Source organism: Neptuniibacter sp. QD57_21 (assembly GCF_047778075.1).
Classification (GTDB): Bacteria; Pseudomonadota; Gammaproteobacteria; order Pseudomonadales; family Balneatricaceae; genus Neptuniibacter.
Genome location: NZ_CP180549.1, coordinates 563,658 through 585,294 on the forward strand (window position 1 = coordinate 563,658; position 21,637 = coordinate 585,294).

The 21,637-nt window shown below is 43.9% G+C and carries 19 protein-coding genes; 7 read left to right on the plus strand and 12 right to left on the minus strand.

Annotation, left to right across the window (positions count from 1 at the left end; genetic code table 11):
• The first annotated feature begins 6 nt into the window (after positions 1–6).
• The 3 genes from prmC to ACMXYS_RS02360 are packed head-to-tail and all read left to right on the plus strand — an operon-like array spanning position 7 to position 2,054.
• Positions 7–849 carry a peptide chain release factor N(5)-glutamine methyltransferase gene (prmC, locus tag ACMXYS_RS02350; protein WP_415883380.1) on the plus strand — a complete coding sequence of 281 codons (843 nt, stop codon included), beginning with the start codon at positions 7–9 and terminating at the stop codon, positions 847–849.
• Positions 850–859: 10 nt separating this feature from the next.
• Entirely contained in the window at positions 860–1,633 is a 774-nt protein-coding gene (locus ACMXYS_RS02355; RefSeq protein WP_415897463.1) for a molybdopterin-synthase adenylyltransferase MoeB, read from the plus strand.
• Positions 1,626–2,054: a CoA-binding protein gene (locus tag ACMXYS_RS02360; RefSeq protein WP_415897464.1), complete on the plus strand. Its 429-nt coding sequence runs from the start codon at positions 1,626–1,628 to the stop codon at positions 2,052–2,054. Before ACMXYS_RS02355 ends, ACMXYS_RS02360 begins: the two co-directional genes overlap by 8 nt.
• On the opposite strand, the gene ACMXYS_RS02365 is transcribed toward ACMXYS_RS02360, so the two are convergent.
• The 3 genes from ACMXYS_RS02365 to ACMXYS_RS02375 are packed head-to-tail and all read right to left on the minus strand — an operon-like array spanning position 2,051 to position 4,290.
• Positions 2,051–3,103 (minus strand): methyltransferase, encoded by a 1,053-nt coding sequence (locus ACMXYS_RS02365; protein WP_415897465.1) that lies wholly within the window; start codon positions 3,101–3,103, stop codon positions 2,051–2,053. The genes ACMXYS_RS02360 and ACMXYS_RS02365 overlap by 4 nt on opposite strands.
• Before the next feature lie 3 nt (positions 3,104–3,106).
• Positions 3,107–3,697 (minus strand): hypothetical protein, encoded by a 591-nt coding sequence (locus tag ACMXYS_RS02370; protein WP_415897466.1) that lies wholly within the window; start codon positions 3,695–3,697, stop codon positions 3,107–3,109.
• Entirely contained in the window at positions 3,694–4,290 is a 597-nt protein-coding gene (locus tag ACMXYS_RS02375) for a hypothetical protein (RefSeq protein ID WP_415897467.1), read from the minus strand. Before ACMXYS_RS02375 ends, ACMXYS_RS02370 begins: the two co-directional genes overlap by 4 nt.
• Before the next feature lie 102 nt (positions 4,291–4,392).
• On the opposite strand from ACMXYS_RS02375, the gene ACMXYS_RS02380 reads away from it, so the two are divergent.
• Both ACMXYS_RS02380 and ACMXYS_RS02385 read left to right on the plus strand, forming a co-directional pair.
• Positions 4,393–4,713, plus strand: a complete 321-nt coding sequence (locus ACMXYS_RS02380) for a hypothetical protein (RefSeq protein WP_415897468.1) — start codon at positions 4,393–4,395, stop codon at positions 4,711–4,713.
• Between the two features lie 15 nt (positions 4,714–4,728).
• The gene (locus tag ACMXYS_RS02385) at positions 4,729–5,421 is read left to right on the plus strand and encodes a helix-turn-helix transcriptional regulator (RefSeq protein ID WP_415897469.1); all 693 of its coding nucleotides are present in this window, start codon (positions 4,729–4,731) and stop codon (positions 5,419–5,421) included.
• On the opposite strand, the gene ACMXYS_RS02390 is transcribed toward ACMXYS_RS02385, so the two are convergent.
• The 9 genes from ACMXYS_RS02390 to ACMXYS_RS02430 form a co-directional block, all read right to left on the minus strand.
• The gene (locus ACMXYS_RS02390) at positions 5,418–6,374 is read right to left on the minus strand and encodes an AEC family transporter (RefSeq protein ID WP_415897470.1); all 957 of its coding nucleotides are present in this window, start codon (positions 6,372–6,374) and stop codon (positions 5,418–5,420) included. The genes ACMXYS_RS02385 and ACMXYS_RS02390 overlap by 4 nt on opposite strands.
• A 43-nt stretch (positions 6,375–6,417) precedes the next feature.
• Positions 6,418–6,924, minus strand: coding sequence for a SixA phosphatase family protein (locus tag ACMXYS_RS02395; RefSeq protein WP_415897471.1), 507 nt, complete (start codon positions 6,922–6,924; stop codon positions 6,418–6,420).
• 274 nt (positions 6,925–7,198) lie between these two features.
• Positions 7,199–8,851 (minus strand): acyl CoA:acetate/3-ketoacid CoA transferase, encoded by a 1,653-nt coding sequence (locus tag ACMXYS_RS02400; protein WP_415883390.1) that lies wholly within the window; start codon positions 8,849–8,851, stop codon positions 7,199–7,201.
• A gap of 161 nt (positions 8,852–9,012) precedes the next feature.
• Entirely contained in the window at positions 9,013–10,380 is a 1,368-nt protein-coding gene (locus tag ACMXYS_RS02405) for a sigma-54 interaction domain-containing protein (protein WP_415883391.1), read from the minus strand.
• 84 nt (positions 10,381–10,464) lie between these two features.
• Positions 10,465–10,686, minus strand: coding sequence for a hypothetical protein (locus ACMXYS_RS02410; RefSeq protein ID WP_415883392.1), 222 nt, complete (start codon positions 10,684–10,686; stop codon positions 10,465–10,467).
• Between the two features lie 155 nt (positions 10,687–10,841).
• On the minus strand, positions 10,842–11,378 hold the full coding sequence (gene ftnA, locus ACMXYS_RS02415; protein WP_415883393.1) for a non-heme ferritin: 537 nt from the start codon (positions 11,376–11,378) through the stop codon (positions 10,842–10,844).
• A 352-nt stretch (positions 11,379–11,730) separates the two neighbouring features.
• Positions 11,731–13,290 (minus strand): PAS domain-containing methyl-accepting chemotaxis protein, encoded by a 1,560-nt coding sequence (locus ACMXYS_RS02420; RefSeq protein ID WP_415897472.1) that lies wholly within the window; start codon positions 13,288–13,290, stop codon positions 11,731–11,733.
• Between the two features lie 294 nt (positions 13,291–13,584).
• The gene (locus tag ACMXYS_RS02425) at positions 13,585–16,626 is read right to left on the minus strand and encodes an EAL domain-containing protein (RefSeq protein WP_415897473.1); all 3,042 of its coding nucleotides are present in this window, start codon (positions 16,624–16,626) and stop codon (positions 13,585–13,587) included.
• A gap of 3 nt (positions 16,627–16,629) precedes the next feature.
• Complete coding sequence (locus tag ACMXYS_RS02430) at positions 16,630–17,781, minus strand: substrate-binding domain-containing protein (protein ID WP_415897474.1); 1,152 nt, start codon at positions 17,779–17,781, stop codon at positions 16,630–16,632.
• A 303-nt stretch (positions 17,782–18,084) separates the two neighbouring features.
• Between ACMXYS_RS02430 and ACMXYS_RS02435 the strand changes: the two genes are divergently transcribed.
• The gene (locus ACMXYS_RS02435) at positions 18,085–19,164 is read left to right on the plus strand and encodes a WD40/YVTN/BNR-like repeat-containing protein (protein ID WP_415897475.1); all 1,080 of its coding nucleotides are present in this window, start codon (positions 18,085–18,087) and stop codon (positions 19,162–19,164) included.
• Positions 19,157–21,529: an efflux RND transporter permease subunit gene (locus ACMXYS_RS02440; RefSeq protein WP_415897476.1), complete on the plus strand. Its 2,373-nt coding sequence runs from the start codon at positions 19,157–19,159 to the stop codon at positions 21,527–21,529. The genes ACMXYS_RS02435 and ACMXYS_RS02440 overlap by 8 nt, the downstream gene beginning before the upstream one ends.
• Positions 21,530–21,637 lie beyond the last annotated feature (108 nt).

Consider the following 21,637-nt stretch of genomic DNA (forward strand, 5'->3'; position numbering starts at 1 on the left):
ATCTCTATGCAGATTAAGCAAGCGGTAAAACTAAGTAATCAACTCGGTGGTGTCAGTGAGTCGGCTCAATTAGATGTTGAGTTGATGCTATGTCATCTGCTCGATAAGCCGGGCAGCTACCTGTTTACTTGGCCTGAAAAAGAGTTAGACCCAAAAATTGTCGATCAATTGACAGTGATGATTGATCGGCGTCTCAAAGGTGAGCCCGTTGCGCATATTATCGGTATGCGAGGTTTTTGGGATTTTGACTTGGAAGTGTCCCCTCATACCTTGATTCCTCGTCCCGATACCGAAGTGGTGGTCGAAAAGGCTTTGCAGTTGTGCACTAAGAAGCACGCACGTATTACTGATTTGGGCACGGGAACAGGAGCCATAGCTTTAGCTTTAGCTTATGAGAACCCAGAATGGACAGTGGTTGCATCAGACTTTGTGCCGGAGGCCGCGCAGTTGGCCGAGCGTAATCGAGCCCGTTTGCAGCTTGAAAATGTAGAGATTATACAGGGAAGTTGGTTTGAGCCTCACCATGGTTATTACGATATGATCGTCAGTAATCCTCCTTATATCGATCCAGAAGACCCGCATCTAGCACAAGGTGATGTGAGATTTGAGCCGCTTTCGGCGCTTACGGCTGAAGATCATGGTATGGCAGATATTAAACATATTTGTGAACAGGCTCGAAGTTACCTTGTTCCAGGCGGTCATCTGTTGTTTGAGCATGGTTATGACCAAGGTCCTGTTTGCCGCGCCTTGCTGGACAGTTTAGGGTATACAGAAATTGGTACTCAGCGCGATTATGGCGATAATGAGCGAGTAACCTTTGCATTATGGCCAGGTAACACCTGCGCTTAAGGAGAAAACAATGCTGAGTGATGAGCAGCTATTACGCTACAGCCGCCAAATTATGTTGCCTGATGTCGATATCAATGGGCAGGAGATCTGGTTAAATTCGACAGTTTTGATCATAGGTCTAGGTGGTTTGGGCAGTCCTGTCGCTATGTACCTAGCTGCGGCAGGTATAGGTGAGCTTATCCTAGTGGATGATGACGAGGTCGAGCTTTCCAATCTACAGCGTCAGATTGCTCATAACACTAAGCGTATTGGAGCGCCTAAAGTGGATTCGGCTCGAAATACCATTGCCGGTCTTAATCCGGATACTCGAGTTAAAGCATTGTATGAGCGTTTAGACGATGAGGCTTTGCAGCGTTTAGTCGCAACCGTTGACCTTGTGGTTGATTGTACTGATAACTTTAGTACTCGGTTTTCGATTAACCGTGCCTGCTTTATGCACAAGAAACCATTGGTTTCCGGTGCGGCTATCCGTATGGAAGGTCAGGTGGCGGTTTACGATCCGCTTAATCCAGAATCACCTTGTTATCAATGCCTCTACAAAGAGGGAAGTGATGAAGCGCTTACTTGCTCTGAGTCCGGTGTTTTATCGCCTCTAGTCGGTATTATCGGATCGGTTCAAGCATTAGAAGCATTAAAAGTTTTGGCTTCGGTTGGCGAGAACTTGGCAGGCCGTTTACTGCTTTTAGATGCAAAAGCCATGGATTGGCGCACCCTTAAATTGCGCAAAGACCCAGAGTGTAGTGTTTGCAAAGGCATGCATGCCGAAGGTGATAGTCATGACTGACGATCAGTTATCTATCGATGTTTTAGAAAGTGTCCGGACTATCGCGCTAGTAGGTGCGAGTAACAAGCCTGAGCGCGCAAGTTTTCGTGTGATGGCTTTCTTGAAAACTTGCGATTATGACGTTATCCCGGTCAACCCTGCACTTGAGGGTGAAACTCTGCACGGTGAGCAGGTTGTGGCCTCTTTAGCTGATATTGATAAAACGGTAGATATGGTCGATGTGTTTCGTCGCAGCGATCAGGCTGGAGAGGTTATCGACGAGGCTATTCAAATCGGAGCTAAGGCCGTTTGGTTGCAGTTAGGGGTTTACAGCCCTGACGCACAGAAACGTGCTGAAGATGCAGGCCTTAAGGTTGTAGTAAATCGCTGCCCTAAAATCGATATTCCTGACTTATCAATTAATACCCCCCTCAAGTTTTAACGTCTAGCTCGAATTAGGAAGAACGGCGTTTCTAACTGAATGGTTTCAATCTCAATGTTGTTAAAACCATTGCTTTCCAATAACTCAATATAAGCATTGGGCTCACGGAAAGAGCGATTGAATAGCAGCATAGGCAAGAGGCCATAAGGTACTGGATCACTTAGATCTAATGGTCCTCTTTCACATATCAGTATTTCACCCCGATCATTTAATGTGCTCGTCGCTTGGCGGATAAATTGTGCACAGGCTTCTATTGGCCAATCGTGCAAGATCGATTTGAAGGTCACCAGATCTTGTTGCTGCGGTAGTTTATCCACAAGAGCGTCTGCAGCTTTAAAATCGATTCGATCTGTTTCTTGTTCACCCCTAATGTGTCTTTTACCTACTTCACACACCACAGGAAGATCGATAATAGTTGAATTGAGTGCTGGATTGGTTTTGCATAATTGCAGTGCAAATTCTCCACTGTTTCCTCCGATATCCAAATGATTTTTTATATGGCTCAGATCGGCGTGTTTAGCAATTACACGGCCTTCGTAGCGGGTTAAGCAGGTGGTGAAGCGCATCCAGCGACGGGTTGCAGTAATGTTTTCTGGCGTGACCTCAAAACAGCGATTGTAAGCGAACAGTTCAAATACCTTAGCTTGCTGAATAAAACGAGGCATGTCCTCAAGGAACAGTGTGTAGTGCTCCAAAAGGTCAGGTGCTAATAGGTTTGCAAACTCCAATTTGGAAAGTAGCAGATCTTGGAAGGGGAGTGTTTGGCTGAAATCCGCCGTCAGTTTCCATCGAAGTTTATCGTCCTGCTCAATGACATTAGCTGCTTTTAATTGTTGGAGCAGCATGCCCAGGGCTGTCACTTTAGGGTGGCTTTGTTGCAAAGCATCTTCAGAACGAGGTTGGTCTGATAGGATTTTGATCAGGCCTAGTTGTAAAGCCGTAAACAGTGCTTGGGCTGTGACAAAATCTTGAATAAATGCCTCGATGCAAAGGTAGGCTTTCCAGTCCTGTTGTTCAGCTGTTGAATCATCAAGGCAAAGAGGCTGCATTGTTTATCCTTTTGATTGTTCTTGTGAGATCGCTTGGTAAATGCGCTGAGCTATTTCGCCAAGTGGTAGTGTGCCATCGATATTAATATCGGCATCTTCGGTTAGGCGTTCTTGTTGTATGACGAGTGTAGCGCGGATATCTTGAATGTAACCTTCAAGGTAATGAGCTAGCCAGTCCAGTTGCTGAACGTAGTCAGATGGGGCTTTTTTAAATTCGTTGCTAAAGGCTTTGATGTTACGAGCAAGTGAAATATCAAGAGGGGTGTCTAGCCAAACTAGGCAATCAATATATTGCCCACTGGCGTGATGATGTCGGCCTAATGGGGTTTCAATCAACAAGAAGCTTTTATCAGAGGTTTGGATCTGGGCGGCAATCGCTTCAGCAAAGCCGGGAATATTTAAATTGTTGTAGTCGCCACCTTGTTTCATCCATTGAAGGATTTCGGCCATGGATTGATTTGTGGCTTGTTGATAATCATCGTAGAAGAGTGTGTCTGCATCTAGCAGTTTAGCTAGGGCTAAGGTTAAAGAGGTCTTACCGCTACCAGGTGCGCCTGCGATGGCTATTACAAAGCATCTCTTTGAATCTGTCATGAGAGAAACATCGCTCTAATTTTCTGATCGTCCCAGCATTTTTGCGCATAGTTTAGCGTCTCTTCTGAGTAACTGTGTTGGTCGATATCGTTCGGACAACATGCGCCAGAATTTATAATAAAGTGGATAAGCGGTAACTGATCGCTAGCTAAGGCTTTATGAATAAGCTCATCATCGAGCTGCCCACCATACTGGAGCAAGACGGATAGATGCAGCATGAGTTCTTGTTCGGAGCAATGATCAAAGCATTGCTGCAGAAGTGGTGTTGGATTTGTTTTGGCGCCAGCAGTGTAAAGCACTGTTAATAATGGCAGGCTGTTTTCTTGTCTAAGTGACAGTTCTGCAAGTGTTAGATTTGCATTGGTGTGACTTGTTTGGTCTGCATTAGCGCCGAAGTTTAGCACCAGCTTTAACGCTTTTGGTGCTTGTTTAAGAATACATACTTCAGCTAAAGGCGCAGTATCATCAGAGACTGGTTGATTGATTTCTTCCGGTTCGAGTTTTTGCAGATGTTTTTGTAGCTTGGTCAGATCATCGGCATCGATCGCCTTAAAAGCTTTTGCTAATCGATCGCTTTTGAATAACTTAAACATCTTTATCCTCATTTAATAAAACTCTACTGACACTACGCTGTCAGTAGGCCTAGTTTAGCATCCCTGTTGTCATATTTAAGAATTGGATTAAGGAGAATAACAATGACAACAACCGTCGTGGAAATGGTAACTTACAATCTGAAATCGGGCGTGAATAAAGCTGACTTTGCATCGACTCATGACAAGGTTAATGAGTGGCTGAAGAAGCAGGAAGGCTTTCTGTATCGCTCAGTGAGCGAAGATGAAAATGGCTTACTGCACGATTTAGCTTATTGGCAGAATATGCCAACAGCTAAAGCGGCGGGAGATGCATTTATGAAATCTGACGAAGGCCAGTCGTTGTGCGGCCTTATTGATATGGACAGTTGTCATATGCGCCATATGGAAGTACAAACAGAAGCGATGATTTGCGAAGGGGCTTAGGGAGCTAAATTGCCAATGAGGAAAGCGGAACGCTTATTTCAATTATTAACGCTTTTGCGCGGCCGCCGAACCGCTTTAACGGCCAGCGCCTTGGCTGAGGTGTTGGAAGTCTCTGAGAGAACTATCTACCGAGACATACAGGCGCTTTCGCTTTCCGGTGTACCTATTGAAGGTGAAGCGGGGGTAGGCTATCGCCTACGCCCTGAATTTAACCTGCCACCTTTGATGTTTGATGAAGAAGAACTCGAAGCACTGTTGCTTGGCGTACGTTTAGTGCAGGGTTGTAGTGATCAGCATCTGGGTCAGTCTGCTTCCCGAGTGCTAGATAAGGTCAAAGCGGTTTTGCCGACTGAACTTTATGATCAATATATTGAAGGTCCTGAATGGTTTGTTGTTCCTGGATTGCATCGACAATGGACAACGCAATACAGCGACCAGATCAGAGTCGCAATCAAGAATCGGTTTGTGATCTCTATTGGTTATCAACGAGAAGATAAACAACAATCCGAACGTAAAATCTGGCCTTTAGGTTTGGTTTACTGGGGCGCTGTTTGGACCTTGGTCGCTTGGTGTGAGCTGCGCGATGATTTTCGTATGTTTAGATTGGATCGTATCCAGTCGCTTACGCAATTGTCCCGTCATTTTGAAACCACTGATCAAATTAGCTTGCAGACCTATCTTAAGCGTACAGAATGTACGGAAGCTTAAATTACACCTGTAATGCGCATGATATAGATGCCCGCCGATAGGCTGAGGATAGAGCCTATGGTCGTCATCAATATGATATTCGCCGCTAGTTTCTCATTTCCTCCCATCGCTTTAGCCATAACAAAACTGGCAGCAGCTGTCGGACATCCAAATAGAACCATGAGCATGGTTAAATCTTGCCCTTTGAAGCCGTATGCACATGCGGCGAGTGTTAATATCAGAGGGATAAAAAGTAGCTTTGATAAGGTCGCCCAAGTGGCTTGTGAAGAAGTGCTACGTAAGCTCTTCATGTTCAATGAGCCGCCTATAGCCAATAGGGCTAAAGGTAGGGTCAGATTGGCGAAGTAACGCCCCGTTTTTTGTGCAATTTCGGGAAGCTGGAAACCGAAGTAAGAGAACGGAAGTGCCAGCAATACCGCAATGATCAGTGGGTTTTTTACGATTTCTAATACAGTGCTGCCGATACTTGCGCCACCTTTATGTTTGGCTGGCAGAGTTAATGCAATGATTGAAAGGACGTTAAATAGAGGAATCACGAGTGCCAGTAATAGGGATGCTTGAGCTAAACCGGAATCAGAAAACAGGTTATAGCTCACAGCTAAACCAATAATGCCGTAATTACTTCGAAACGCACCTTGTATAAAAACGCCTAAGTCTTCTGGTTGTTTGATCCAGCGCTTAGCAAGAAACCAAAGAGCGATAAAGCTGATCAGAGTGCCTATTAAGACAAAACCCAGTTGTTCCGGATTAAAGACTGCGTGAAAGTCTGTCCTTGAGATAGACATAAAGACCAAGGCTGGCAGAGTGATCATAAATACGAGCTTTGATGCTGTATTTATGAAGGCATCATCAATCAGCCCTACACGTTTTAGTACGTAGCCAAGGAAACCAATAAAAAAGATAGGGGCAGTGATACTCGCAGTAAAACTGAGCGATGAAAGGTAAAGATCCACAGGCACTCACTCTGGAATAAAGAGTACAGTTTATCATAGTTGCTTAGGCGGCGGTTGAAGCGTGCTTTTTCGGGTAATCGAATAGAATGCTGGTGGCACAGCCCGCTGCTAATTCATGCCACTGGGTAATGCTTAGATGCATGTGAAGAACCGCTGCCGTTGGAAACTTTTCTAAGTGGCTTTGAGTCAGCATATCAGCTAGTTGGTGTAGCGCTGGGTTATGGCCGACCAGCATAATACTGCTCAGATGATCTGATTGGTTTTGCAAAAGGTACATCAGTGTTTCGGCACAAGATGCATACAGTTCTGGATGGGTTTGCAATTGTTCCGGTTTTAAATTGAGGTGCCGGTGGATTTCGGAGGCAGTTGTTAATGCTCTGTTTGCGTTGCTTGCTAAGATGAGTTCTGGTTCGATGCCATATTCACCTAAACGCGTAGCCATCTTTGGAAGGTCTCTCTGACCACGCTTATTGAGAGGGCGCTCAAAGTCATCAAGAGTGGGGTCTTTCCAGCTGGATTTTGCGTGACGAACTAAAGTTAGCTTTTTCATAAAGCGCTCCCGCAGTTAGACGCTCTTAGGAGTATTACTTTAGATAGCTGGAATTGCGAGTCAGCCGAGATGAAAAAACATCCGGAGAGCGGCCAAAAGACTAAAATCCGGGGCTGCGGTGAAGTGCAGTATAGATTTGAGTAATGACGTGAACCGCTCTCTGCAATAAGAATAGAGCCTTAGCACAAGTCCGCCGCACAGCGAGAATATGGCAATGGGGTCAGTACGTTGTGTACCTTCCCCTATCTTATTGCTGGATGATAAAAGGACGATCTTACGAAATTGAGTACATCTTTGACGGTTGTGGGACCGGTTTTTGCGGTTGAAGAACGTTCTTCATTAATGCCCGCATCTGCTGCATCGGTCTGCTACCGGGTTGATTGAGGCGCATAGGGCTTTCGCGAAATAAGCGCTCGTCCATCGGTGTTAAGTGATCATCTATTAATGGCATAAACTCCATCTGATCCAGAACATCCTTCTGCAGATCGATACCCGGTGCAATCTCAGTCAGTAACAATCCTTTAGGAGTTAGCTTAAATACGGCACGTTCTGTGATAAAGGTGACCCGTTGCTGGCATTGCATGGCGTATCCGCCATTAAATGTGATTTGTTGTACAGATTTTTTAAATTTCTTAAGAGGCCCGTTCTCTATCACTTTTAATCCGTGCTCATGTACTTCTAATAACTGTTTCCCTGAGGTGAATGTTCCAAGGAAGTACACATCTTTAGTGTTTTGGGTAATGTTGATAAATCCGCCAGCACCAGCGAGTTTAGGGCCGAATTTACTTACGTTAACGTGACCTTCAGGGCATGTTTCCGCCAACCCTAAAAAGGCTTGATCCAAACCGCCGCCATCATAGAAATCAAACTGAGCAGGTTGGTCTACCATCGCTTCTGCATTACTTGTTGCACCAAAGCTAAGCCCGCTTGCGGGTTGGCCGCCGATGCCGCCAGGCTCAACGGTTAGAGTGAAATCTTCTATCTTTCCTTCTTCAGCTGCAACGGCTGCTAACGTTTCTGGCATGCCGATCCCCAGATTGACCACAGCATTATTTTTGAGCTCCATTAGTGCGCGACGTGCGATGATTTTTCTTGCATCTAAAGGAACAGGTTTGCTTGCTTGAGCCGGTAACGTAATTTCACCACTGTAGGCTGGGTTATAGGATTCGGCAAAAGTTTGAGGGTGGTCTTCAGCTGGAGCTTGAATAATATGATCGACCAAAATTCCCGGAATGCGGATTCTATCTGGTGTTAGGTTGTGTTGTGCAGTAATACGTTCAACTTGCACTAGCACCTTGCCGCCGCTGTTTTTGACGGCTTGCGCAATCGCTAAAGCATCTAAAGGCAGGGCTTCACGTTCCATGGATATATTGCCTTTACTATCTGCTGTTGTGCCACGTAGCAGGGCAATGTTGGGTTGGCAGTGTTTGTATAGAAGGGCTTCTTCACCGTTAAGATCAAGTAGTTGTACTAGTTGCTCTTCTGTGCGGCTATTAACTTGACCACCTTCAATACGTGGGTCTACAAAGGTGTGTAACCCTACGCGTGTGAGAGTGCCCGGTTTACCTGCAGCAATATCGCGGAACATGTGACAGATAACTCCTTGAGGAAGGTTATATGCCTCGATTTTATTCTCGAACGCCATTTTCCCGAGGGCGGGTGCTAACCCCCAATGCCCGCCGATGACGCGCTTAATCATTCCTTCATGGGCAAAGTGATTTAAACCACGGGTTTGGGCATCGCCTTGGCCGGCCGCGTAAAGTAGGCTGAGATTGTTGGGGGTGCCTTGATCTAGAAATCGTTTTTCGATCGCTTTTGCAAGGGTTTCAGCAAAGCCAATACCGATAAAGCCGCCTGTAACTATGGTGTCATTTGATTGAATTAATGCTGCCGCTTGATCGGCTGAGATCAGCTTATTCTGAGACATCCTGAATACCATTCTTGTTATTTTTAATTCAGTTGTACATAGCAAGGCGGGGGCCATGTTTTAAATATCTTTTAAAAACAATGGCTTGAAGGTTTTTGTTGCAGGCTGGATGTAGATAAGTGTCTAATAAAATAGACAGTGTGCTTTGTGTGTCTGTTTTTTTAAACGTTTTTGTTGTCTCTTAGGCGTTGATAAAGGCTTGCTCTAGAGATACCTAGCAGTTTAGCTGCAGCTGTTTTATTACCATTGCATTGCTGTATCGCTTCTTCAATGGCTGAACGCTCATGCTCTTTACGGTAGCTTTTTAGATTTGTTAAAGGGTTTCTGTGAAGGGGTTGTTCTTCATTTGCGCCTAAATCTGGCGCTTCAATTGAAGAGCCTTCAGCCATAACGCAGCCTCGTTCTAAGCGATTTCGAAGTTCGCGAATATTACCAGGCCAGCTATAGCTTTGTAGCCATTCTAGGGCTGACGGAGACAAGGGCAGTTCTGGTAGTTGCGATTGGCGCTGAATCTCGCTCAACATGTGTTCGGATAGCAGAGGGATATCTTGGATGCGCTCCCGTAGAGGCGGTAGATTGATCGGCAAGACGTTTAAGCGGTAGTAAAGGTCTTCACGAAATAAACCTTGTTCTACTTGGCTGCGTAGATCTTTGGCTGTTGCTGCGATGATGCGAACATCTACCTTTTCAAGGCGGTTGGAGCCGAGTGCTTCTACTTCTCGTTCCTGAAGCACTCGAAGTAGTTTTGCCTGCATGGCGAGAGGCATTTCTGCAATCTCATCAAGAAATAGAGTACCGCCTTCAGCTAGTTGGACTTTGCCTTGTCGAGCCTTTCTATCTGCGCCAGTATAAGCACCGGGCGCTGTGCCAAACAGTTCGGCTTCGGCAAGAGATTCGGGTAGCGCGCCCATGTTAATGCCTACAAAAGGTCCGCTACGACGTGTGGAAGCATGGTGGATGCCTTGAGCTAATAGCTCTTTTCCTGTCCCGGTTTCGCCTAATAAAAGTAAGGTGGTATCGAGTTGCGAGGCTCTTAGTGCTTGACGACGAAGCTGTTGCGTCTTGGGCGCATTACCGATCATGTCGTCTAGGGCGTATCGGCTTGGGCGGATGATTTTCTCATCTTCAAATTTTCGCTGTAGACGAGCAAATTTATCAAACAGTGGCTGAAGGCTATCTAAATCATCATAAAAAACAAAACCTATAGCTCCAATGATTTTATTGTCAGGGTTTTTGATAGGGAGACGGGTAACAACGCACCAGCGGTTGTTGATCTGCATGAGATCTACAAAGGATGGCTTTCCACTTTTGATGACTCTAGGGAGTTGCGTTGTGGGGATTAGTTCTTCTACGTTACAGCCAATGGGATCCATCTGTTCAGGAATAGCGACAAGCTTGCGATAAGCATCACTCATCCACAGAATAGAAGCTGTTTCATCGACGGCGATGGAGCCTTGGCATAGACTTGAAAGTAGATCGAATAAGTTGTGATTATTATCTTGTTCAATCAGCTGGCGTAGTGAATGCATAGGAACCCATCGTCTTTATGTTTCCAGTACAAAACTACGCGTAACTATCTATGGTGCCAAGTAAAATTTAGCTAGGGTATTTACCTAAGCAACTTTTTCTTTCGCTTCTTTAGCACGTTTTTTGTGATGTCGAGCAACAGAACCCTTGATTACAATCTCCCAATTGTCTGCTGTGCTCATCAGCATTGCGCCGCAGTTGCCGCATTTACAGATCTGAGAATTACCTAAATCACTAACCGTTTTTAGCTGTGGGTGTTCCTTCCCGTTTTTAACTAACTCAAAGCAATGCTTGCAATCAGTGTTCACGCTATATCTCCTTGCTGGGCATGAGAGGCTACTTTCGGTTAAATATCGGACAATAAATAATATTCTTTAGTAAAAAAATATAAAAAACATGAGTTTTTTTTGTTTATTTATTGTCCGTTTTTAAGATTTTATTATAACTTGTTGAAATTTAAGGATTAAATGGTCTCTTCTGTGCTGGCCATAATACTGCCGCCATCACCGTTTTTAGCTAGTTCTCCGATCTCCTTATCGATAAAGAATAAGCCTTTGCCATCTTCGCCAATTATTTTGATTTTATCTAGGATGCCATTAAACAGCTTCTCTTCTTCATGCTGTTCAGCTACATACCACTGTAGGAAGCTAAAAGTTGAGTAATCTTGGTTTGTGAAAGCTGTGTGCGCTAACTCGTTTATTTTGCGGGTAACTAGGCATTCGTGTTCGTAAACTTTTTCGAATAGGTCGCGAATTGAGTCGAACTCTGCCTCTGGAGCTTCAATCGTGCCGATCAGCGCCATCGCACCGGTTTCATTGACATAAGTGAATAGACGCTTCATGTGCGACATCTCTTCATCAGCGTGCTTGTATAGAAATTCGGCGCATCCTTCGTACCCTTTTGACTCGGCCCAAGCACCCATTTGTAGATAAAGGTTGGATGAGAAAAATTCTAGATTAATCTGTTCGTTTAGCTTTTCAAGCATTGCTGGGCTGAGCATAGGTAAATCCTTACTAATTAGTTACGTCACATAGCAACAGGCTTACATAGCCATTTTTTGCAATTAGCAGAACGAGCGCATTTACGGCAGAGGTAAGTGCTTGAGCGGGTATGTTTCGCAATCTCTTTGAAGTGATGCTCTATATCGCTCTTACTAAACTTACATAAGGTTTTAGATTTGCTCATTCAGAATGGGCTATAAAATTTGCTAATGATAATCAATATTAAATGTGAAATGGCTACTAGTCTATACAATACGACATTATATCTGACCGAAAGGTCGGTATAAAAGTATTAGGAGGATGTCGGTGGCCCTAGCTTAGCTAGGGCCTATAAAGGGTTTGCGGCGTGAATTAAACCGTAAAGGTCTTCATCATAGAGCGTAGGTCTGTTACCAATTTATGCAGATTGTTGCTGGCATTGTTGGTTTGCTCTGCAGCAGTCATATTGCTACTAGCAATATCACGAATATTAAGGATATTGTTGTTGATCTCATCGGATACAGAACTTTGTTGCTCAGAAGCGCTAGCAACTTGAATACAGCGGTCAGATACTTCAACCATGGCCTCAGATACAGAGTCAAATGATTGGCTTGCATCGTTAGCTAAATGTATTCCTTTTTGGGCTTGCTCTGAGCAACGTTGCATGGTGTCGGCAGTTACTGCAACCTGCGTTTGAATGGCCTCAATAGTACTGCGGATTTCGCTGGTAGAAGTTTGGGTGCGTTGTGCTAGTGTGCGTACTTCGTCAGCTACTACGGCAAAGCCACGGCCTTGATCACCTGCGCGTGCAGCTTCGATAGCAGCATTGAGTGCCAGTAAATTCGTTTGTTCTGCAATATCGTTAATGATGTTAACGATTTGCTCAATAGATGAGGCTTGGTGTTTCAGCTCATCTGATGACTCTGAAGCTTTTTCTACATCTCTAACAAGCTCGGTGATGCTTTCGAGCATAACATCAATGTTCTCTTTACCATTATTAGCAAGGTCTGATGCCTTCTGAGTTGCTTGAGAAGTTTGAGCGGTATTTTGTGCTATTTCATGGGCTGTAGCGGACATTTGGGTTGCTGCGCTGGCAAGCATGTCACTCTCGCTATTTTGCTGCTGAATACCCGCGGTTGTTTGGTTTATTGCAGCATCTGTCTCGCTCATGACTTCACCAAGGGTTTCTATGCTGTCTTCAACTCGGCCAATAACAGTACGTAGGCGCGCACGCATCATGCGAGTAGCTAGATCAACAGAGCCTTGCTCGTGCATGTTTTCTGTCATCACTAATTGCGCTAACGGGTTGTTATAGATCTGGTCTGCAGTAGAGGAGATCTTTTTGAGGCCGCGGGTGCTAGCGAACAAAGCATAAAGCCCAGCAGCAAATACTGTTAGCATTGCGATAGATTGATATAGCTCTGAAATAGGAGCGAAGTTTAAGGCGAGTATTCCGGCTCCCATTAAACCGGCAATGCCCATAATACGGGCAGCTAAACTGGTTGTTTTAACTGACTTAGGCGGAGACTTTCGGATCTTGCCATAGACCTGTTCAGCACGTTGGATCTGCTCTTGGGTTGGACGAGTACGGACTGATTGATAACCCGTTTTTGTCCCGTTGTTGTCGTAAATCGGCATGACATAGGCTTGAACCCAGTAATAGTCACCATTTTTACAGCGGTTTTTTACCATCCCCATCCAAGGTTGGTCATTTTTAATATGGTTCCACAGATCTTCAAAAGCTGCTGCAGGCATATCAGGATGCCTAACTAAGCAGTGAGGTTTACCGATGAGTTCTTCTTGAGTGTATCCAGCAACTTGGCAGAATTCTGGGTTTGCATAGGTAATGATACCACGGGTATCAGTAGTTGAAATAAGGCGAACATTTTCGGGATACACGTGTTCCCGATCTGTTGTGCGAACAGAAGCCATATCTGTCTCCAGTTTAATTCCGGTTTATTCTGGACGGGGATCTTTATATCCCGTGTAGTACTTATTCTTCCGTGCAGAACCACAGCAGATGTTTGTCTGCTTAATAACTTAGTATATTCATGTAAATGACAATTGCATGAAAATTCACATACAAATTATAAGTTTTTATAGGGCTCGGACTGAACGGTCGGTATTCTTCCATGGCTTTAGCTTCCCTGCAATGGATACTCTGAAAATAAATATGGTTTTTTGGATGAGCTCTTAATTTTTTATATTATTAATATAATCAATTGGTTATGTAATGTTCGCATATTCTAGGAGGCGATCACTGCTACCAGGTTTGCCTAGTAAGAAGCCTTGGATTTCATCGCAATGATGATTTTTCAAAAAGCTAAGCTGTTCTTGGGTTTCTACGCCTTCAGCAACCACTTTGAGTTGTAATGAATGGGACATGGATATAATCGCAGCGATGATGTTTTCATCATCCGCATCACCTGGTACACCAGTAACAAAAGAACGATCGATCTTAACGGTGCTTACAGGTAGGCGTTTTAGATAGATGAGCGATGAATAGCCGGTGCCAAAGTCATCTACGGATAAGTTAACACCAAGATCGCATATCTGTTGGAGTTTGTTGATGACTTTGTCTAGGTCATCAATAGCAAGTGTTTCTGTGATCTCAAGTTCCAGTAGTGAAGGGGCAAGGCCGCTACCAATCAGTGCGCCTTTGATATCGTCGATTAAATTGGGATCATAAATCTGTCTGGCCGAGAGGTTAACTGATACAGGCATTGGCTTTTCTGGATTGATGTTCCAAGCTTTTGCTGCGTGGCAGGCTTGGCTTAAAATCTCTCTTCCCAGTTCTACAATGAGGCCTGTTTGCTCTGCAAGCTCGATGAATTTCCCTGGTGGCACCATTCCTTTTTCTGGATGGTTCCAGCGAGCTAGTGCTTCAGCACTCAGGATATCTTCACCATTGATATGGAAACGAGGTTGATAAACCACAAAGATTTCTTGGTGATGCAGGGCAAGCCTAAGGTCTTCTTCCAAGCGAGTTTGCGCTTCAGCCTTTTGGTTGACCTCTTGGTCATAAAAAAGAATGCCGTTTCTGCCTTTCTCTTTCATGTGATACATCGCTGTATCTGCGTTAGTAAGTAGCTCTTTCGCATCTTTGCCGTCATCTGGATATAGGGCAATGCCGATACTTACCGGAGCGTTGCTTGTGAAGTTGTCGAGCTGGAATGGCGTTCTTAATGATTCGATGATTCGATGAGAAATATGACTGACTGTATCGACGTTATCGATACTTTGTAAAATCACGCCAAATTCGTCCCCACCTAGGCGAGATACGGTGTCGTCAGGTCGGATAAAACCGGAGATGCGGTTGGCAGTAGCCTTAAGTAATTCGTCACCTGCGGCATGCCCATATGTGTCATTGATGTTTTTAAAGCGATCAATATTGATAAACAGTAAGCCAGTTTGACTCTTCTCACGATTAGAGCGTGCAATAGCTGAATGTAAACGATCGAAGAACAAACTGCGATTTGGTAATCCTGTTAGGCCGTCATAATGAGACAGTTTTTCAAGTTTGGTTTCTGTTTCTTTTTTGGCGCTAATATCAGAAAAAATCAGTACAAAGCGCTCTTCATCATCTTCCGTATACAAATTGCTGACCGAAAGCCATGCAGGAAAGGCTTGGCCGTTTGGCTTACGTATCTGGGTTTCGCCTTGCCAGCGTTTATCTTGTTTTAAACTATGGCGGATTTCTGGGTGCTCAGCGAAGAACCTACGGCTAAATTGATTGATAGTGAGGTCGTCAAAGCCGCAAAGCTGATGGCAGGCACTATTGCTAGTAATCATTTTTAGATGGGTATCAATAACCAAAATAGCTTCATCGGCTTGATCGAAAATTTGTCCGGCCAATTGGATATGGCTTTGTGCATCCTTGAGATCAGTTACATCAGTTACGATTCCACCAATGGCATAGACTTTTCCAGATTCATCAAACAGAGGGAATTTGGTACTTAAATAATTTCGGCGGCCTAGCTCAGTCGCACCTGTGTATTCGATTTGAATAGGGCTGTTTGTCTGGATAACTTCTAAGTCGCTGTTTCTAAGAGTGTCGGCGTGTTGGGGGCTGTAGAGCTCATGGTCAGTTTTTCCGATTACTTTTACTGAGCTGTCTTTAATCAGATCATAATAATTAGGGCTGATCATCTGGTAGCGTAGATCAGCTCCTTTTATAAAGATGATGTTGGGTGTATTAGTGATAATGCCATTGAGTTGCTGTTCGTGCTCACTTATTCGGCCAACCATATGCTCTAAAGTTTTACCTAGCAGGTTGAATTCGGAGAAGTGACCCGGTTTAAAAGGTTCGGCATCACGATTGATCGCCATGTCTTCAGCATATTGAACTAAACGCACCAGCGATGTTTTTGTCAGTCGTGAGATCGCTAATACAGTTAGTAATCCGATGATTAGTGCTGCTGTAATCGCCATACCCAAATCTTTTGTATATGCCAGTTCTAGAGCAAGGATCGAAGAGTTTGGCAGTGTGGCTACAACTTTTAATTGTTGTTGTGTGCTCAAAGTGAGTTGATAGTGGTGGATGATTCTATCGTCTTCGAATATCTCAAACAGAGTATCTGGTTTTGATTGTAGGAGTGCTGCTCGTAGCTTAGGGGTGAGGGCTAAACTCGATGTGACTTGTTGATCAAAGTACAGCGCGACGGATTCTGCGCCGGTTAAACTTTGGATTTCACTAAGTAGTTTGAAGTGATCATTTAATAAGATAAATGCGTGTAATGTTCCAACGACTTCACCTAAATTATCGCTGATTATTGGGAAGGTAATTCGCATGAGTTGTTGGGATTGGGCTGTGTTCTGAGAAGATGTTTGTACCTTCCAGCTACGATTGGGGATGAACTCTTTAGTTAATTCATTAAGGTTGAGTTGCATGCCTAATAGCGAGGTACTAATAAATTCAAAGTGATCGCCTTCTTGTGTTTCTAGCACAAATGCATGAATGCTCTCTCCAGTCTGGCTTGCAAGTTGCTGCTGTAGAAATTGGTTAATATATTTATGGTTTTGTTTATCAATACCGTTCTTCAGAATATCGCGCTGACTAATTTGTTCGGCATTAAAGGCCGCTGCCTTTAGGTATTTGTCAAAGAATTGTTGGAGAACCTTTTGGTTACGGGAATGGGATAGATTGATCTCTTCCAGTAATGCTCGTTGAGAGCCTTGATAGGCAGGTATTAGCAGCACTAAAGCGACTACGGTGAGTGCGCAGAGTACAATAGATAAGATAGCTGTTGAGAACTTAAATTTTTTCAATGATTACTGCCCGTTACTGCTGTAGCGAAAAGCTCTTTTCTTTAGTTGCTCAATCTCATCCTTGTGTGTGTTCTTGCTCAATAAAACAATATCGCCTGAATAGATGTGAGGCACACTACTACTTTGGCCTGAAATATCCATCTTTATTGCCTCAGCCATTGCGACACTACTGTCGTCATTCATTCGCATAACAGTGAGGTCTAATTTTCCTTCAAGGAGTGCCTCTATTTCCCTATCGCCGCCGCCCCAACCATTTAGAGTTACTTGATCGCTTAGATTGTTTTCATCTAAAGCTTTGAGTGCACCTAAAGCAATATCGGTTGAGCAAGCAAAAATCATATTTAAATCAGGTGTCTTTTTAAGGGAGGCGAGTGTTGCTTTATAAGCAATTTCGCTGATTCCTTTTGTGTAGTAACTGCTTACTAATTTTAGGTCGGTATTGTTTGCAGCTTGTTGTGTAAATGTATCCCCACGCATCTGGCTTACATATCCCTGAGAGAAGTAAAGCATGGAATAAGTGCCTTGTGGATGCTGGTTTAACATCTGATTTGCAAGAAGCTGAGTCCCTTTTTCATGGTCAAAACCGGTATAGAGAAAGGGCTTTAGTTGCTGCCATTGCTGAAGTGGGGTTGTGATGTTTTGCAGAATTAATTTAGGTTTTCCGCGTAGTAAAATTCGTTCGATCATTGCTTGATGGCGAAGAGCGTCAAGTGTGTAGATTAAATAGTCGGGTTTCCAAGCGATTGCGTCGTTAAGTTGTTCGCTCTGCAGTGAAATATCGACAGTGGGCCGGGAAAAATAACTGTTAATATCATAGGAAATATTAAGTTCGGATAAGCGCTTTTCAAGGGTGCTTACGCTTCTTCTCCAGTAGTCTGAGGATTGTTCTGCCGGATAGATGATTGCAATTTTGATCGGTTTCTCGTTGCTTGTTTGTAAGGGAGAGGCTTCGTTACGCACTATTTGAGAAAACGTCAGCATCTTTTGGCGTTGTTCGGGGTGTTCTAATAAGTAGTCAGAAACACGAATATATTGATCGTTGTCATTGGCAGTAGCGCATACGGAAAGGCCGCTGGCAATTAAAATCGTGGCTAAATGCACGAAGAAGTTACGAATAGGTTTAAGCATATCTATTTTGAGCCCTACAACAAGCATAGGCTAAACCTAGCATGGAAGTTGATGTTTGAATATGCGTCATGTCATATAAATGTAATAAATTTTATTGGTAACTGTCTGTTTCTAATGGCAGTTTTTTATATAAGAGAAAGCCTAAATTATCAGTTTTAAATATTCGTATTTGACGTGCGCTGGCGAGCGAATTTTGTACTGATCTTCAATCAGTATTAAATTGCTGACTATTATTGTTAGTGATTATGCGGATGGATGTTATTGAGCAAAAGCTGGCTTTGTAGCAAGCTGCCATAATCCTCCCGACAAAAATAATAATTGGGTTTTTGCATGCTGAAACGATTGCCAACAGCGCTACTGAGTATAGCGCTCTTGTTAAATATAGGATTGGTAAAAGCTGATAGATTACAGCTTTCTGCTTTAGAGCAAGGCGGCTTGGATAGTAGTTTGCTGCTTGATATTGATGTTGCCGGTCAAAGATTGGTTGCTGTGGGCGAGCAAGGAGTCATTATCTTCTCGGATGATGAAGGTGAAAAATGGCAACAAGCTAAAGTGCCTGTCAGTACCATGCTGACGGCTGTTAACTTCTTTAACCATGCAGCTGGTTGGGCAGTAGGGCATGATGGCGTACTGCTCTCAAGTAAAGATTCAGGAGCGCAATGGCAGTTAATACTAAATGGCAACCAGCTCAACCAATTGCGTGTCAAAGCTATTGAAAAATCGATCTCAGAAATTTCTGCGCAAGAATATGATCCAGTTGAGTTAGAAAACCTCGAATACCAACTAGATGATGCTTTGTTCGCAGTTGATGAAGGAGCAAGCTCTCCATTATTAGATATTGCATTTATCGATTCCCAGAGAGGGTTTGCTGTAGGTGCATACGGCCTTTTTATTCAAACAGAGGACGCGGGCGCTAGTTGGCATTACACAGGCCATAAATTACCTAACCCTGAGGGCCTTCATTTTAATCGACTGTTCTACTCCAAACAGGATGAGTTGTTTGTGTTAGGTGAAGCTGGTTTGTTACTAAAAAGCAATGATAAAGGCTTGAGCTGGGAAAGCCTTTCTTTACCATATCAGGGCTCTTTTTTTTCTATGGTGGAAGGTGATGAACTATATCTGATGGGGTTAAGAGGCAATGCGCTGAAAAGAGTTGAGTCGGGAGTTTGGGAGCAAATAGAACTACCTGTTAAATCGACAATCAATGACGCAGTGGAAGTGGATGGAAAATTATATCTAGTAGGGCAAGGTGGCGTGCTTTTACAAAAGGCCGCGAGCGGGTTTGAGGCTTTTTCTAAGCGAGGCTTACTGAGTTATGCAGCTGTTTCCCATCTCGAGAATAAGCTTATAGCGGTAGGTGAGGCTGGTGTCACAAAGATCGCTTTAGAGGAGGGTGCTGAGAATGAATAAGCTATCCGCTCTTCTGTTATGGCCGATTAACACCAGTGAACAATTAACTGAGACGCTTCTTTTTAGCTATCGCAAAGTATTACTGTTCATCTTTGTATTGATAACAGCATTGCTAGCTTGGCAAGCATCTCAGGTTCGCCCTGATGCTAGTTTTGTGAAAATGATCCCTGCATCACACCCGTATGTGGAAAACTATATTGAATATCGTGATGACCTAGCGGGCCTTGGAAATAGTATCCGAGTGGTTGTAGCTGCCAAAGAGGGTGATATTTTTACACCTGAATTTCAGACAACTTTAAAGCAAGTAACGGATGAGCTGTTTTTTATTCCAGGGGTGGACCGATCTGCACTTAAGTCTATCTGGACGCCAAATGTTCGTTGGACCGAGGTAACCGAGGATGGGTTTGTAGGCGGGCCTGTTATCCCTGCTAAATATGATGGTTCGAGTGAAAGTTTGGAGCAGGTAAGAACGAATATCTTACGTTCTGGGCAAGTCGGCATTTTGGTAGGTAACGATTTTAAATCGGCCATGGTGCAGGTTCCGCTATTTGATTTACATCCTGAAACCGGTGAAAAACTAGATTACCAGGTTTTCTCCGAGCAGTTGGAGACTCTAGTACGAGACAAGTACGGCTCAGATCAAATTGATATTCATATGACAGGGTTTGCCAAAATCGTTGGTGACCTTATTGATGGTGCGACTGAAGTTGCCTTGTTCTTTGCTGTGGCAATAGTTGTTACATTGATACTGCTTTATCTATATTCTGGCAGCGTGATGGGGACCATCGTTCCGCTGGTTTGCTCTCTCGCAGCGGTTATTTGGCAGTTAGGTCTGCTTAATCTGCTTGGATATGGTATCGACCCCTATTCGATGCTGGTGCCGTTTTTAGTCTTTGCTATAGCGGTTAGTCATGGTGTTCAGATTGTAAATACGATTACTTTAGAATCGGCCACTAAAGGCTCGAGCAAGCTGGCTGCAGCACGACATGCATTTAAAGCGATCTATATTCCAGGCATTACAGCGCTAATTTCTGATGGTATTGGGTTTATCACTTTAATGGTGATAGAGATCGAAGTGATCCAAGATTTGGCGGTCGCTGCTTCTCTGGGTGTTGCTGTTATTGTGCTGACTAACCTGATGCTGTTGCCATTACTCATGAGTTACGTTGGGGTGGGTAAGCGAGCGATAGCTAAAGCTAAGCGTAGTCTTGAGTCGGAAAGCTCTTACTGGCATTACCTAAGCTTTTTCTCTCGCCCTATAGGTGCAACGATCGCAGTAACCACAGCTTGCATTATGTTAGTGCTAGGTTTGTATGGTAGTAAGGATCTACAAATAGGAGATCTTGATGCAGGAGCGCCAGAGCTTCGTGCTGACTCTCGTTATAACTTGGATAATCAGTTTGTAACCTCTAATTACTCGACATCCAGTGATGTGTTTGTGGTGATGGTCACTACACAAGAGGAACAGTGTAGTCATTATAAAACCTTAGAGGTTGTAGATAGATTTCAGTTCTATCTGCGATCCATTAAGGGTGTCCAATCCAGTATCTCTTTAGTTGACGTATCTGAACGTGTTACCGCAGGGCTTAATGAGGGCAGTCTTAAGTGGCGAACAGTGCTACGTAACCAGTACGTTATTAATGCCTCCCTCTCCCATGTGCCAGCAGGTTTGATGAACTCAAATTGTTCTTTACTACCTGTAATCGTGTTCTTGGATGATCATAAAGCCCAGACACTCAAAGATATAACAGCGGCAGTCGATAACTTTGCTGCTGAATACGGCACTGAAAATATCCAATTCAAAATGGCTGCAGGTAAGGCCGGTTTTGAGGCTGCAACCAATGAAGTCATTGAGACGGCTCAGTATGAGATGCTGATTTGGGTTTACTCAGTAGTAAGTTTGCTTTGCTTGCTAACGTTTAGGTCAATAAGAACAGTTATCTGTATTATCGCGCCTCTAGCGCTAACATCAGTTCTTTGTCAGGCGCTAATGGCTCAGTTGGGTATTGGCGTTAAGGTGGCAACCCTGCCCGTGATTGCTTTAGGTGTAGGCATAGGCGTTGATTATGGTATCTATATCTATTCCAAAATGCAGACCTTTCTCAAACAAGGTCATTCACTGTCCAAGGCTTATCTAGAAACTTTGCAAAGTACAGGGAAGTCAGTTGCTTTCACCGGTTTAACCCTTGCGATTGGTGTAGTCCTTTGGACATTATCACCAATAAAGTTCCAAGCAGATATGGGAATACTTTTAACCTTTATGTTTATCTGGAACATGCTTGGTGCGTTGATTCTATTACCAGCAATCGCGTGTTTGCTGTTTCCGAGTAAGGATAAGTCTAAGGAGAAAGCTAAGGTTCTTTAGCTTTTTGATATGGCTTTATCGGCCACAGGGTGGCCTCCTACTGGTATGTTGGTTGGAGCTCACCCCGTGAGCGAAAAATTAGATTTAAATCAAATAACACAAGGATGT

What these genes read in the sequence shown, in the direction of transcription:
- prmC (WP_415883380.1), top strand. Translation starts at nt 7, where the DNA reads ATGCAGATTAAGCAAGCGGTAAAACTAAGTAATCAACTCGGTGGTGTC.
- ACMXYS_RS02355 (WP_415897463.1), top strand. Translation starts at nt 860, where the DNA reads ATGCTGAGTGATGAGCAGCTATTACGCTACAGCCGCCAAATTATGTTG.
- ACMXYS_RS02360 (WP_415897464.1), top strand. Translation starts at nt 1,626, where the DNA reads ATGACTGACGATCAGTTATCTATCGATGTTTTAGAAAGTGTCCGGACT.
- ACMXYS_RS02365 (WP_415897465.1), bottom strand. Translation starts at nt 3,103, where the DNA reads ATGCAGCCTCTTTGCCTTGATGATTCAACAGCTGAACAACAGGACTGG.
- ACMXYS_RS02370 (WP_415897466.1), bottom strand. Translation starts at nt 3,697, where the DNA reads ATGACAGATTCAAAGAGATGCTTTGTAATAGCCATCGCAGGCGCACCT.
- ACMXYS_RS02375 (WP_415897467.1), bottom strand. Translation starts at nt 4,290, where the DNA reads ATGTTTAAGTTATTCAAAAGCGATCGATTAGCAAAAGCTTTTAAGGCG.
- ACMXYS_RS02380 (WP_415897468.1), top strand. Translation starts at nt 4,393, where the DNA reads ATGACAACAACCGTCGTGGAAATGGTAACTTACAATCTGAAATCGGGC.
- ACMXYS_RS02385 (WP_415897469.1), top strand. Translation starts at nt 4,729, where the DNA reads ATGAGGAAAGCGGAACGCTTATTTCAATTATTAACGCTTTTGCGCGGC.
- ACMXYS_RS02395 (WP_415897471.1), bottom strand. Translation starts at nt 6,924, where the DNA reads ATGAAAAAGCTAACTTTAGTTCGTCACGCAAAATCCAGCTGGAAAGAC.
- ACMXYS_RS02400 (WP_415883390.1), bottom strand. Translation starts at nt 8,851, where the DNA reads ATGTCTCAGAATAAGCTGATCTCAGCCGATCAAGCGGCAGCATTAATT.
- ACMXYS_RS02405 (WP_415883391.1), bottom strand. Translation starts at nt 10,380, where the DNA reads ATGCATTCACTACGCCAGCTGATTGAACAAGATAATAATCACAACTTA.
- ftnA (WP_415883393.1), bottom strand. Translation starts at nt 11,378, where the DNA reads ATGCTCAGCCCAGCAATGCTTGAAAAGCTAAACGAACAGATTAATCTA.
- ACMXYS_RS02420 (WP_415897472.1), bottom strand. Translation starts at nt 13,290, where the DNA reads ATGGCTTCTGTTCGCACAACAGATCGGGAACACGTGTATCCCGAAAAT.
- ACMXYS_RS02430 (WP_415897474.1), bottom strand. Translation starts at nt 17,781, where the DNA reads ATGCTTGTTGTAGGGCTCAAAATAGATATGCTTAAACCTATTCGTAAC.
- ACMXYS_RS02435 (WP_415897475.1), top strand. Translation starts at nt 18,085, where the DNA reads ATGCTGAAACGATTGCCAACAGCGCTACTGAGTATAGCGCTCTTGTTA.
- ACMXYS_RS02440 (WP_415897476.1), top strand. Translation starts at nt 19,157, where the DNA reads ATGAATAAGCTATCCGCTCTTCTGTTATGGCCGATTAACACCAGTGAA.